Consider the following 11,771-nt stretch of genomic DNA (forward strand, 5'->3'; position numbering starts at 1 on the left):
CTCCTCCAGACTGTGTCCATGACCCGACTCCTGCTCGCCCTCGTCCTCGCGACGTCCCTGACCGCCTGCGGCTTCCACCTGCGCGACAAGCTGACCCTGCCGGCCGGCACGCCATCGGTGAAGGTGGTCTCCTCGGCGCCGTACAGCGAGCTGGTGAAGCTGCTCGAGCGCGGCCTGCGCGCCGCCGGCGCCGAGATCGCGCCGAAGGACGTCAACACCGGCGTGGCGCGCCTGGAAGTGCTGTCCGAACGCTGGGGCGACCTGCCGATCGCGCTCGACGCCGAGGGCCGCGCGCAGGAGTACAGCCTGCGCTACGCGGCGATCTTCGTGTTCCGCCGCGCCGACGGCAGCGTGCTGGTGCCGCAGCAGGTGATCGAGCTGTCGCGCGACTACGTGTCGCCGCCGACCGACGCCACCGGCACCACCACCGAGCGCGAGATCCTGGCCGACGAACTGCGCCGTGAGATGTCCGCCTCGATGCTGCGCCGGATCGACAGCGTGGTGCGCGCCGAAGTGCGCGCCGGCAAGGACGTCAACGCAGCGCCGCCGGCGGCGACCGGAACCCCGGTCGAAGGCAAGCCGGCGACCACGCCGCAGCCTTGACCGCCTGGGTCATGCCGTCGCCATCGTCCGTGGCCGGCGGCGCGCCTTGCGCGCGTACAAGGCCCGGCGCCCGGGCGCTGCACGTTTCGCAGCGGCAGCGCGCCTGCGGCGCAGCGGCGCGCCCGAACGGCGGATGCGGCGGCATGGCCGCTCCCAACCGCGCCAACAGGGCGTAGGCTGCCGCCATGGAATTGCGCCCCGAACAACTTGTCACCCAGCCGGCCTCCCAGCCGCTGCACCCGGTCTACCTGATCGCCGGCCCGGAAACCCTGCGCGTGCTCGAAGCCGCCGACGCGGTGCGCGCACGCGCGCGCGCCGAAGGCATCGGCGAACGCGAGGTGTTCGACGCCGATGGCCGCGATTTCGACTGGAGCCAGCTGTATTCCAGCTTCAACGCGCCGAGCCTGTTCAGCCCGCGCCGGCTGATCGAACTGCGCCTGCCCAGCGGCAAGCCCGGCAAGGAAGGCGGCGAGGTGATCAGTGCGTTCTGCGCCGATCCGCCGCCGGACGTGGTGCTGCTGATCACCTGCAACGAGTGGAGCAAGGCGCACCAGGGCAAGTGGGCCGACGCGGTCGGCCGGCTCGGGGTGGTCGCGGTGGCCTGGGCGATCAAGCCGCATGAGCTGGGCGACTGGATCGAGCGCCGCCTGCGCAGCAAGGGCCTGCGCGCCGATGCCGGCGCGGTGCAGCGCCTGGCCGAGCGGGTCGAGGGCAACCTGCTGGCGGCCGCGCAGGAGATCGACAAGCTGGCGCTGCTCGCCGACGGGCAGAGCCTGGACGTGGCGGCGATGGAGTCGCTGGTCGCCGATGCCGCGCGCTACGACGTGTTCCGCCTGGCCGAGGCCACCCTGGCCGGGCAGGCGCCGGCGGTCGGGCGCATGCTCGCCGGGCTGCGCGCCGAAGGCGAAGCGGTGGCGGCGTTGCTGCCGATCCTGATCAAGGAACTGCTGCGCACCGCGGCGCTGGCCAAGGTCCAGGCCGCCGGCGGTAACCTGGCCGCTGAGATGAAGGGGCAGGGTATCTGGGAGTCGCGCCAGGCGCCGTTCAAGCGCGCTCTGCAACGGCATGCCGAACCGCGCCGCTGGGAACGCTTCGCCGCCGAGGCCGGACGCATCGACCGCATCGCCAAGGGCCGCGCTGACGGCGACGCCTGGATCGCGCTGGAGCGCCTGCTGCTGGCCATCGCCGAGGCGCGGGCGGTGCGGTTGTTGGTGGTATGAGTAGGGGCGGGACCGGGGACCGGGGACCGGGGACCCGGAAAAGCGGAAATTTGGCGAGGGCACGCGCTCTAGATTTTGCTGTTCCCGGGTCCCCGGTCCCGGGTCCCCGGTCCCCAAAGCTCCACCTCATCTACGGCGGCACCTTCGACCCCATCCACAACGGCCACCTGGCGATCGCGCGGGCGGCGCGCGAGGCGTTCGGGGTGCCGGTACGGTTGATGCCGGCCGCCGATCCGCCGCATCGCGACGCGCCCGGGGCCGATGCGCGGCAACGCTGCGAGATGCTGGCGCTGGCGATCGCCGGCGAGCCGGGGCTGCTGCTGGACCGGCACGAACTGCAGCGCGCGCTGGCGCAGCCGGGCGTGGCCTCGTACAGCATCGATACGGTGCGCGAGCTGCGCGCCGAACTCGGCCGCGCCGCGCCGCTGGCGCTGCTGGTCGGTGCCGACAGCTTCGTCGGCTTCAACGGCTGGCGCGACTGGCGCAGCCTGCTCGATGCGGCGCACCTGGTCGTCGCCGACCGCGCCGGCAGCGGCTGGGAGCGCGCGCTGCCGGCCGAACTGGCGCAGGCGGTGGCGGGGCGCTGGGCGGCCTCGCCGCAGGCGCTGACCGCGGCGCCGGGCGGCCGGCTATGGTGCCTGCGGCAGCCGCTGCGCACCGAATCGGCGAGCCAGGTGCGCGCGCGCATCGCCGCCGGCGGCGACTGGGCGCCGCTGGTGCCGGCCGCGGTGGCGGACTACATCCGTGCCGCCGGACTGTATGCGCGGGCCCCGGCCGCGGCCAGCTGAATACGCGTCTTCGCGCAGTTCCCTATAATTCGCCCCATTCCATCGAGTTCGCACCTTTGTCCAGTCAACAAGCCCACGTCATCAAGACCCAACTTCCCAACCCGCCGCCGCCGTTGCCGGTGCTGCTGGCCCATGTCCGCAACGCGCTGGAGGAACTCAAGGCCAAGGACGCGGTGGAAATCGACGTGCGCGGCAAGTCCAGCGTCACCGACTACATGATCGTCGTCTCCGGCACCTCCACCCGCCATGTCAAGTCGATCGCCGACGAGGTGATCAAGCACGCCAAGAAGCTGGACGTGATGCCGCTGGGCGTGGAAGGCGAGCGCGAGGCCGAGTGGGTGCTGGTCGATCTCGGCGACGTGGTGGTGCACGTGATGCTGCCGCGGGTGCGCGAGTTCTATGCGCTGGAGCGGTTGTGGACGGTCGGCGACCAGCCGCCGAGCGACGCGGACGACGACGCGCGCGATGCCTGATCCAACGCACCGGCGCGACGCTGCGCCGGTGGCGGATGCAACCCCGGACCTGGCGCTGTCGGCCGTGCTGGCCTGCGCCGGCAGCGCGCTGCGCAGCGCCGCGGGCGCGCGCTTCGACACGCTGGTCGCGCAACTGGAACGCAGCCGCGGCGAACTCGCCGCCTGGCGCGAGGCCTTGCCGCGCTGGCAGCAGCGCTTCCACGAACAGGTGCAGCCCTTGTTGCAGCGGCGCGACCAGCTGCATGCCGAGCGCGTGCTGGCGCTGGACGCGCTGTGCATGGCGCAGAAGCTGGGCAAGGCCGACCGCGCCGCGCTGTCGGCGCAGATCTGCCTGTTGGCCGAGCCGTTGATCGAGGACGCCGGCCTGCTCGAGCTCAAACCGCTCCACGACCGCCACGCGGACACGCCGTTCGACCAGCGCATCGCCGCCTCCGATGCGGCGCTGCGGGCGATGATCGCCGCGCATTTCGGCGAGAACGCCGACGCGCTGCCGTACCTGGCGACGCCACAGGCGCTGTTCGAGCGCCTGCAGCAGCGCCGCCGACAGACTCAGGCCGCGGCGTCCGCGCGCAAGGCGAAGCAGGCGCGGCGCGCGGCGTCGGCCGCACCGGTGCCTGCATTCGATCCGCAGACCGCGCTGCGCGAGCTGTACCGCCGGCTGGCGGCGGCGCTGCACCCGGACCGTGAGGCCGATCCGCAGCAGCGCGAACGCAAGACCGCGCTGATGCAACGGCTCAACGCCGTCTATGCCGACGCCGACCTGCTCGGCCTGCTCGAATTGCAGCTGCAGGCCGGCCAGCTGGACGCCGCCGCGTTCGCGACGATGGCCGACACCCGCATCGAGCGCTACAACCGCATGCTCGGCGAGCAGCTGCAGGCCACGCAGGACGAACTGCGGCGCATCGACGCCGCGTTCAAGGCCGACTACGCCGTGTTCGGCACGCGCCGGCTCAAGCCGGAACGGCTGCAGGCGGCGATGGCCGAGATCAAGCGCGCGCTGCAGGACGAGATCGACGCGCTGGCCGAGGATCTGCGCGAGCTGCAGCACGCGCCGAGCCTGCGGCACTGGCTCAGGCGACAGGATGCGCAGCCGCCCGAGGTGACGCGCGAAGCCCTGCTGTTCCAGGCCATGCTGGACGACGCGCAACGCGACGACTAGGCGCGCGCTGGACGGCGCGCGTGTCGTGATCGTGGCGACGGCGCTGGCCTGCGCCTATGTGGCATCGGTCTGGCCGCAGCAGGTCAGGGTCATCACCGGGACGCGCACGAATGCCGTACGGCATCCTTGGACCACAATCGCTTCAGCAAACGCCTGCGGCTGCGAATGCGCGAGTCGAAGACGCTCGCGAGTCGCGTCGCTATCCGCGAAAAATGCGTTGGCCGGGTGGATCGGCGCTGCGCCGAGCGTCGCCGGCGGCACGCCGGGGACGGCGGCGCCTTGCGGGCGCCGTCGTCGTTTTGCGGCGGCCGCGATCGCGCGCGCGGCCGTCGCATCTGTGGCGCCGCGCCGCCTACAGCGGCCCGCGCTCCCAAGGCCCGGTGATCGCCAGGGTGATGCCCGGAGTCTGGATGTTGACGAACAGCGTGCGCGCCAGCGGATCCCAGCATGCGCCGCAGAACTCGCTGTCGCGGTAGTCGCCCTCGGCGACGGTCTTGCCGGCATTGGCCAGCTGGGTGGAGGTCAGTGCGATGTTGTTCTTGGCCAGGTAGAACGATTCGCCGGCGCGGGTCAGGCCGATCAGCCGCGAGCCGGGGCCGTATGCGTCCGGGCTTTCGCCGCCGTCCTCGCACAGCACCACGCCGCCGCGCGCGCTGACGGTGACGTTGTCGGGGTTGTGCGCGGCCAGCTGGTCGCCGCTGACGAACAGCGCCTTGAGCCGCTGGCTCAGCAGGTCCAGTACCCACACCGCGCCATTGCCGCGGCCCTTGCGTCCCTGCGCGTCGGTGCCGGTGCTGGTGTCGACGATGAACATCTTGCCGTAGCTGTACCAGATGCCCTCGCCGCGGCTCATGCGCAGCGCGCCTTCGCTCCAGGCCTGCGCGAACGGCCCGCTCAGGGTCTCGCCGGCGCCGATGTCGGCGAAGCCGCTCGGCGCGACGATGCTGTCCAGGTCCGGCTCGGGGATGTCCACCCACTCCAGGTCGAAGCTCTGCCCTACCGCGGCCACGGTGAGGTCGGCGTTGCGGCGACCCTTGACCCGCGCCGCCTGCAGCCGGCCGCCGTTCTCCAGCGAACCGTAGCGGCCGCGGCGGTCGTTGGGGATGAAGCGATACAGGCCGGCCTTGTTGCGGTCGTCCTCGGTCAGATAGACGATGCCGGTGCGCGGGTCCACCGCCACTGCCTCGTGGCTGAAGCGGCCCAGGCCCTGCAGCGGACGGCCGCTGGTGCGCGCGCTGTCCGGGTCCACCTCGAACACGTAGCCGTGTTTGCGGCCGCTGCTGGACACCGCATCGCTCTTGATCTCCTCGCAGCTCAGCCAGGTGCCCCACGGCGTCGGACCGCCCGCGCAGTTGACCAGGGTGCCGCCCAGGCTCGGCTCCAGGCGGTCCCAGCGGCCGTTGCGGAAGCTCAGCGTGGTGGTGCCGCCGCCGGCCGGCTGGCCGTCGCCGACGATGCCGGTGTCGTACATCGCCGGCGCCCGGATCGGTGCGGTGGCGCCGCGTTCGTGGTTGCGGATCAGCACGTATTCCATACCGTGGCCATGGACGCGTTCGTCGCCGCGACCGCCGCCGCGCGCGCGGCGCACCGCCACCACCGCCATGCCGTCGTGGCGATCGGGGCAGGGCTGGCCATCGTCCATGCGGTCGCCGCTCCAGGCGAAGGAGCGATAGCGGAAGCCGCGCGGCAACTGCAGTAGCGGCAGCCCGGTGCTGTCGTCGGCGACCGGGGCGAGCGGGCCGTAGCGGCTCGGTACCGGCGACAGCTGCGCCGCGGCGGTGGCGGCGTGCGCCTGGCGCGACTGCAGCGCGCCCAGGCTGCCGATGGCGCCCATCGCCATCACGGCGGCGCTGCTCTTGAGGACGTGTCGGCGGGCGGGGTCGAAGACATGCATCATGCGGCTCCTGCTGGCTGAGGTGGCCCCGACCCTAGGCAGGCCGGCTAACGCTTGCGTGACATCGCGGTAGACAAATCCCGGCGCGGCTTCGTGCGGGAAGCCGGTGCCGTCATCGCTGTTTTCCGGCTGAGCGAGGCCAAACACTGGCAGTCGCCTATGCGTGCGCCGCGCTGCCATCGGCACGGCGGCTATCATGTGCCGATGAAATGCCGACTCATCGCCACCGGCGAACGCGCGCCCGCCTGGGTCGCGCAGGGCTTCGCCGAATACCGCAAGCGCCTATCGCACTGGCTGCCGCTGGAACTGGTCGAGATCGAGCCCGGGCTGCGCGGCAAGGGCCGCGATGCGCAGCGCGCGATCGAGGACGAAGGCCGCCGCGTGCTGGCGGCGCTGCCGAAGAACGCGCTGGTGGTGGCGCTGGACGTGCCCGGCAAGGCGCACAGTTCCGAACAGCTGGCGCAGCGCATGGAACACTGGCGCGGACAGGGGCGCGACCTGGCGCTGCTGATCGGCGGCCCCGAAGGCCATTCGCCCGAGGTGCTGGCCGTGGCCAGCGAATCCTGGTCGCTGGGGCCGTTGACCCTGCCGCACATGCTGGTGCGCCTGGTGGTGGCTGAGCAGCTGTACCGCGCCGCGGCGATGCTGGCCAACCATCCCTACCATCGCGCCTGATCGCGGATCGCTGGCGCAATACCTCGCTCGATCGAGCGCAGGATTCCAATGATGAAGATCCGCTGCTGCCGTCTCGTCGGCAGCACGATCGCTGCTTGGCCGATCGGCGCGGCTGCGAACGCGCAGGCGCCAATCGCGACGCTGTAGCCGCAGCGCCGGCATCGCAATCGCAGGTCACGCCATCGACGCGCACAAAAAAGCCCGGGCTTGCGCCCGGGCTTCTCGTGTACAGCGTAACGCGTTCGATCAGTTGAACGTGTACTTGGCGCCCACCGTGAAGTAGCGGCCGACCGCGCCGCTGAAGTGCAGCGGGTTGTAGTTGACGCCGCCGTAGGTGGCCGGATCCAGCGGAGCGATCCGGTCGAACACGTTCTGCACCGAGGCGTTCAGTTCGAACGCGTCGGTCACGTTCCAGCGGCCCGACATGTCGAAGGTGGTGAACGAGGCGATCTTCTCGACCGGGCTGCCGTCCGCGTAGAACGCCAGGTAGTCGCCGCCGCGACGGTCCTTGTTCTCGATGCTGTCGATGTAGTTGACGACGCCGCTGACGCTCCAGTTGCCCTGCTTCCAGGTGGTGCCGAAGTTGATGCGGTCCTGCGGGGTGCCGATGCAGTTGGTCACGTCGCAGTTGCCGTGGGTGCCGACGTAGTCGACCGTGGTGTCGCCTTCGGTCCGCTCGAACTTGAGCAGGTGGCTCCACTGCAGGTCCATTTCCAGCTGGCCCGGGCCGATCTCGAAGGTCTGGCGGACGTCGGCATCGACACCGCGCACACGCGAGGAGTTGGCGTTCACGTACGCGGTGTTGACCGCCAGGATGGTGCCGCTGTTGGCCACGCCGCCGATGTTGTTGCTGTCGCGCAGCACGTTGCCGGAGGCGATCGCGTCGGCGGTGCTGCCCTGGGCGATCTCGTTGGTGCGCTTGATCTGCCACGCATCCACGGTCAGCGAGGTGCTGGCGGTCGGCTGCAGCACGAAGCCCACCGAGTAGCTCTTGGACTCTTCCGGCTCCAGCGCCGAGTTCGGACGGGTGATGATCGCCACCGAACGCGCGGTGCACTCGTTGGCCGGATCGATGGCGCAACGCACCGGATCGCGCGCGTTGGAGAACGCGGCCAGGCCGCCGTCGCCGTTCTCGGCCGGGTTCGGCGCGCGGAAACCTTCGGCGTAGCTGGCGCGCAGGGCGATCCAGTCGGTCGGGGTCCACTTCACGCCCAGCTTCGGCGTCGCCTTGCTGTCGCCGCTCTCGTACTTGTCGTAACGCACTGCCGCCGACAGTTCCAGCTGCTCCAGCACCGGCGCCGACAGCTCGGCGTAGGCGGCGTAGACGTTCTGGGTGCCGTCATAGGCCGAGTAGCCCAGGCCGATGATGTCGCCGATGTCGGTGAAGGTCTGCGGGGTCAGGCTGTTGCTGGTCTTGCGCCATTCGGTACCCAGCGCCAGGCCCAGCGGGCCGCCCTGCAGGTCGGCCAGGCTGCGCGACACGGTGAAGTCGAACATGTCCAGGCTGGACTTGGCGGTCGCGCTGATGGTCGGCGAGATGAAGTCGTACAGTGCCTGCGAGTTCAGGCTGGCGTTGTCGCCGATGCGCCAGGTGCCGGCCGGGCAGGCCGGGTTGCCCAGCACGCAGCGCACGGCGCTGTAGCGCAGGAAGCCGGTGCGCTTGTTGATCAGGTCCGTCCCCGAGTGCAGGTAGGCGGTGTCGTAGCTCCACTCGCCCCAGTTGCCCTTGACCCCGACCAGGAAGCGGTTGAACTCGTTGGTGTTGTCGGTCACGCGCGGGCCCACGTCCCAGGCGCTGTAGCGCACGCGCGCGGCGGTGGGCAGCGGGTTGTCCGGGTGGCCGGCGTAGAGCATGGTGGCGCCGGCGCCGCTGTTGGCGTTGACCGGGCCGCCGGGGTAGCCCCAGCCGCCGGACACGCCGGACGGGGTGTTGGAGAACACGGTCTCTTTCTTCGAGTAGCCGATCTCGGTGTAGATCTCGCCGCCCTCGCCGAAGGCGAAGCTGGCGCGGGCGAACACGTTGACGTACTTCTCTTCCGGGCTCAGGTCGCGGTACTGCTGCGCCGGATCCCACAGGCAGCCCTGGGCCTGCGCGGTGGCATCGGTCTGGCCGGGAATGGTGGTCAGGCCGGCGCAGCCGGGCAGGGCGACCAGGTGGGCGGTGCTGTCGAACACCGAGCCGTTCGGGCCCACGCCGCCGGCAGTGCCGCCGCTGAGGTAGGCGCCGCCGAGGAACTGGGCGTCGGCGGCGTCGTAGCCGTAGCGGCGGATGTCGCCGGTGCCGATCCACTTGCGGTCCTTGCGGTCGCTGATCTTGATCGCGTCGGACTTGCCCACGTCCAGGCTGAAGAAGGCGTTCCAGCCGTCGTTGGCGAGGTTGCCGGTACCGGCGGTCAGGGTGGCCTTGCGGGCATTGCCGTCGCTGTCGCCGGACATGCCGTAGGAGCCGCGCAGGATCGCGCCTTCGAAGTCGCTGCGCAGGATGATGTTGACCACGCCGGCGATCGCGTCGGAGCCGTAGATGGCCGAGGCGCCGTCCTTCAGGATGTCGATCCGCTCGACCGCGTCCAGCGGGATGGTGCTCAGGTCGGTGAAGACCTTCTGGCCGTCGTCGGCCAGGCCGTAGGTCGCCATGCGGCGCCCGTTCAACAGCACCAGGGTGGAGCCGGCGCCCAGGCCGCGCAGCGAGATGCCGGCGCCGCCGCCGGCGAAGCCGTTGCCGAAGCTCTTGGGAATCGAGCCGGCGCCGTCGGAGGTCAGGGTCTGCAGGTACTCGGCGACCGTGGACTTGCCGGTGCGGTCGATTTCCTGGCGGGTGACCACCTGCACCGGAGACGGGGTCTCGGTGTTGGTGCGGGGAATGTTGGAGCCGGTGACGGTGATGCGGTCGAGGTTGGTCGCCGCCTCCTGCGCGAATGCGGCGGGAACGGCGGCAGCGGTGGCGAGGACGCCAGCGACGGACACGCAAAGGATATGGCGGCGGGTTGCACGCCGTTGGTTCAGGGTGTTCACAGTCTCTCTCCTAACTGGAAGCGCAAGTTTTGATTTCTAATTTTGCTAAAAGCGCCGGCTTATGAAGGCCGGCTGGCTCCCATCTAGGTGTATTTATCGTGAATGAATTGTGAATTTTGAATTAAAAGACCCCGGCGGGCGCTTCCGCCGCCGGGGCCGCGCCCGCGTTCAACGGCCCAGCGAAAAATCCACCGGCACCAGCCCGTAAGCCTGAACCGGGGTTCCTTGCTGCAATGCAGCATGGAATTTCCAGCGCTTCAGCACCTGCTCGCGCGCGGCCTGGTCGAGGATCCGGTGGCCGCTGCTCTTGGCGATGCTGACCTCCAGCGGTTGGCCGTCGACGCCGACCAGCACGCGCAGCAGCACGCTGCCCTGCAGGCCGGCGCGCAAGGCGTCGCGCGGGTAGGGCGGGGCCGGCGCGCGCAGGTACTGCAACTGCATGCCGGCCAGCGGTGCGCTGGACGGTCCGGGCGGCACGCTGGGTTCGGCCAGCGCAGGCGCCGGATCGGCGGTCGCCGCCAGCACCGGCGCCGGGCTCGCATCGACCAACGGCGCCTGCACCGGCAGCGGGGTCGGCACCGCCGTCGGTACCCGCGGCTGGGTCATGGGCCGCTTCTCGGGCTGCAGCGTGGGCTTCGGCGGCGCCGGGGTGATCGGCACCACCATCGGCTGCTGCCAGCGCGGTTCCGCCTTGGTCTGTTCCTGTGGCGGCGTCACGTGCGAGAGCGGGATCAACAGCAGCAGCAAGGCGAGCAGGTGCAGGCCGATCGCGGCGCTGAGCGCCAGGATCCGGGACAGGTCGATGCCGAACGAGGGAGCGGGGAGTTGCGTGCGAACCATGATCCACCTCCATGATGATGTGCGTCTTGTGGACTTGCGGTACGACCAAACGCGTCAGCGCGGCGGACGGGGTCAAGGCGGCATCCGTCCGCGTCTCCGACATTGAGCCTGTTGCCCTCGATTTGGCAAGCGTCACCGCAAGGCAGCGCCGTGCGGGAGGTGCTGCCCTGCCGTGGCGGCCGCTCAGTGCCCGCACCGTGCGGGGCCGATGCCCGACGTTCGTGGTGCAGAAACGACGACGGCGCCCGCAGGCGCCGTCGTCGGAACACATGGACGGCAGGGGTTACTTGCCCAGTTCGAACACCACGTCCAGGTTGACCGACACGCTGCTCTCGCCGGTCGCCACCGGGGTGCTGTCCATCTCCGCCTTCATCGCCATCGCGCGCATCATCGGCATCGGCCGCACGCCGCCGCCGCCGCCTTCGGAGATGCTGACGATGCGGCGCACGCGCAGGCCCAGCGACTTGGCGTAGGTCTGCGCGCGGGCCTGCGCCTTCTTCAGCGCATCGACCCGGGCCTGGTCGTACAACGGCTCCGGATCGTCGATCTCGAAGGTGGGGCCGTTGATCTGGTTGGCGCCCTGCGCGGCCAGCGCGTCGAGCACCTTGCCGAGCTTGGCGATGTCGCGCACCTTGAGGTTGACCGAATTGCTGGCCTGGTAGCCGATGACCTGCGGCGCCTGGTTCTCGGCGTACTTGTATTGCGGGCTGAGGCTGATGCCGCTGGTCTGCACGTCCTTGTCGGCGATGCCGGCGGCGCGGACCGCGGCCAGCACCTTGGTCATCTGTTCGGCGTTCTGGCGCATCGCCGCGGCGCTGTCGGTGGCCTGGGTGACCACGCCGGCCGACAGCGTGGCCACGTCCGGCGCGTGCCTGGCCTCGGCCTGGGCGGCGATGTTGAGCATGGTGCCGTCGGCGGGCACGGCATAGGCCGGCGCGGCGGGTTGGGCATGGGCGGTCATCGTGCCTCCTAGGGCGAGGGTCAGGGCCAGCAGCAGCGGACGGACGGACAGTGGACGCATCGGTGTTCTCCTTGAAGATGGGGCGAGGGTGTTGCCGCGACAATGAACGCGTCGTGATGCGTGCCGGGGTCGCATCCATGGTGCCG

10 protein-coding genes are annotated in these 11,771 nt (G+C 70.6%); 6 read left to right on the forward strand and 4 right to left on the reverse strand.

Annotated elements, in window-relative coordinates:
• Positions 1-18: 18 nt before the first annotated feature.
• The 5 genes from lptE to J2Y70_RS02470 all read left to right on the forward strand — a co-directional run bounded on the left by lptE (position 19) and on the right by J2Y70_RS02470 (position 4,243).
• Positions 19-603, forward strand: coding sequence for an LPS assembly lipoprotein LptE (gene lptE, locus J2Y70_RS02450; RefSeq protein ID WP_309912826.1), 585 nt, complete (start codon positions 19-21; stop codon positions 601-603).
• A 185-nt stretch (positions 604-788) separates the two neighbouring features.
• The gene (gene holA, locus J2Y70_RS02455; protein ID WP_309912828.1) at positions 789-1,823 is read left to right on the forward strand and encodes a DNA polymerase III subunit delta; all 1,035 of its coding nucleotides are present in this window, start codon (positions 789-791) and stop codon (positions 1,821-1,823) included.
• Positions 1,824-1,873: 50 nt separating this feature from the next.
• Positions 1,874-2,611 carry a nicotinate-nucleotide adenylyltransferase gene (gene nadD / locus J2Y70_RS02460; protein ID WP_309912830.1) on the forward strand — a complete coding sequence of 246 codons (738 nt, stop codon included), beginning with the start codon at positions 1,874-1,876 and terminating at the stop codon, positions 2,609-2,611.
• 56 nt (positions 2,612-2,667) lie between these two features.
• Complete coding sequence (rsfS, locus tag J2Y70_RS02465; RefSeq protein ID WP_263397804.1) at positions 2,668-3,084, forward strand: ribosome silencing factor; 417 nt, start codon at positions 2,668-2,670, stop codon at positions 3,082-3,084.
• On the forward strand, positions 3,077-4,243 hold the full coding sequence (locus J2Y70_RS02470; RefSeq protein WP_309912832.1) for a J domain-containing protein: 1,167 nt from the start codon (positions 3,077-3,079) through the stop codon (positions 4,241-4,243). The genes rsfS and J2Y70_RS02470 overlap by 8 nt, the downstream gene beginning before the upstream one ends.
• Before the next feature lie 352 nt (positions 4,244-4,595).
• On the opposite strand, the gene J2Y70_RS02475 is transcribed toward J2Y70_RS02470, so the two are convergent.
• A complete protein-coding gene (locus J2Y70_RS02475; RefSeq protein ID WP_309913257.1) occupies positions 4,596-6,137 on the reverse strand; it encodes an alkaline phosphatase PhoX in 1,542 nt (513 codons plus the stop codon).
• A 204-nt stretch (positions 6,138-6,341) separates the two neighbouring features.
• Between J2Y70_RS02475 and rlmH the strand changes: the two genes are divergently transcribed.
• A complete protein-coding gene (gene rlmH, locus J2Y70_RS02480) occupies positions 6,342-6,812 on the forward strand; it encodes a 23S rRNA (pseudouridine(1915)-N(3))-methyltransferase RlmH (RefSeq protein ID WP_263110001.1) in 471 nt (156 codons plus the stop codon).
• A 246-nt stretch (positions 6,813-7,058) separates the two neighbouring features.
• On the opposite strand, the gene J2Y70_RS02485 is transcribed toward rlmH, so the two are convergent.
• The 3 genes from J2Y70_RS02485 to J2Y70_RS02495 all read right to left on the reverse strand — a co-directional run bounded on the left by J2Y70_RS02485 (position 7,059) and on the right by J2Y70_RS02495 (position 11,685).
• Complete coding sequence (locus tag J2Y70_RS02485) at positions 7,059-9,776, reverse strand: TonB-dependent receptor (RefSeq protein ID WP_309912834.1); 2,718 nt, start codon at positions 9,774-9,776, stop codon at positions 7,059-7,061.
• A gap of 216 nt (positions 9,777-9,992) precedes the next feature.
• Entirely contained in the window at positions 9,993-10,664 is a 672-nt protein-coding gene (locus J2Y70_RS02490; protein WP_263397807.1) for an energy transducer TonB, read from the reverse strand.
• 283 nt (positions 10,665-10,947) lie between these two features.
• The gene (locus tag J2Y70_RS02495) at positions 10,948-11,685 is read right to left on the reverse strand and encodes an SIMPL domain-containing protein (protein ID WP_309912837.1); all 738 of its coding nucleotides are present in this window, start codon (positions 11,683-11,685) and stop codon (positions 10,948-10,950) included.
• Positions 11,686-11,771 lie beyond the last annotated feature (86 nt).

Origin of the sequence: Xanthomonas sp. 1678 (genome assembly GCF_031455575.1) — a bacterium.
Taxonomy (GTDB): domain Bacteria; phylum Pseudomonadota; class Gammaproteobacteria; order Xanthomonadales; family Xanthomonadaceae; genus Xanthomonas_A.

What these genes read in the sequence shown, in the direction of transcription:
- lptE (WP_309912826.1), top strand. Translation starts at nt 19, where the DNA reads ATGACCCGACTCCTGCTCGCCCTCGTCCTCGCGACGTCCCTGACCGCC.
- holA (WP_309912828.1), top strand. Translation starts at nt 789, where the DNA reads ATGGAATTGCGCCCCGAACAACTTGTCACCCAGCCGGCCTCCCAGCCG.
- J2Y70_RS02470 (WP_309912832.1), top strand. Translation starts at nt 3,077, where the DNA reads ATGCCTGATCCAACGCACCGGCGCGACGCTGCGCCGGTGGCGGATGCA.
- J2Y70_RS02475 (WP_309913257.1), bottom strand. Translation starts at nt 6,137, where the DNA reads ATGCATGTCTTCGACCCCGCCCGCCGACACGTCCTCAAGAGCAGCGCC.
- rlmH (WP_263110001.1), top strand. Translation starts at nt 6,342, where the DNA reads ATGAAATGCCGACTCATCGCCACCGGCGAACGCGCGCCCGCCTGGGTC.
- J2Y70_RS02490 (WP_263397807.1), bottom strand. Translation starts at nt 10,664, where the DNA reads ATGGTTCGCACGCAACTCCCCGCTCCCTCGTTCGGCATCGACCTGTCC.
- J2Y70_RS02495 (WP_309912837.1), bottom strand. Translation starts at nt 11,685, where the DNA reads ATGCGTCCACTGTCCGTCCGTCCGCTGCTGCTGGCCCTGACCCTCGCC.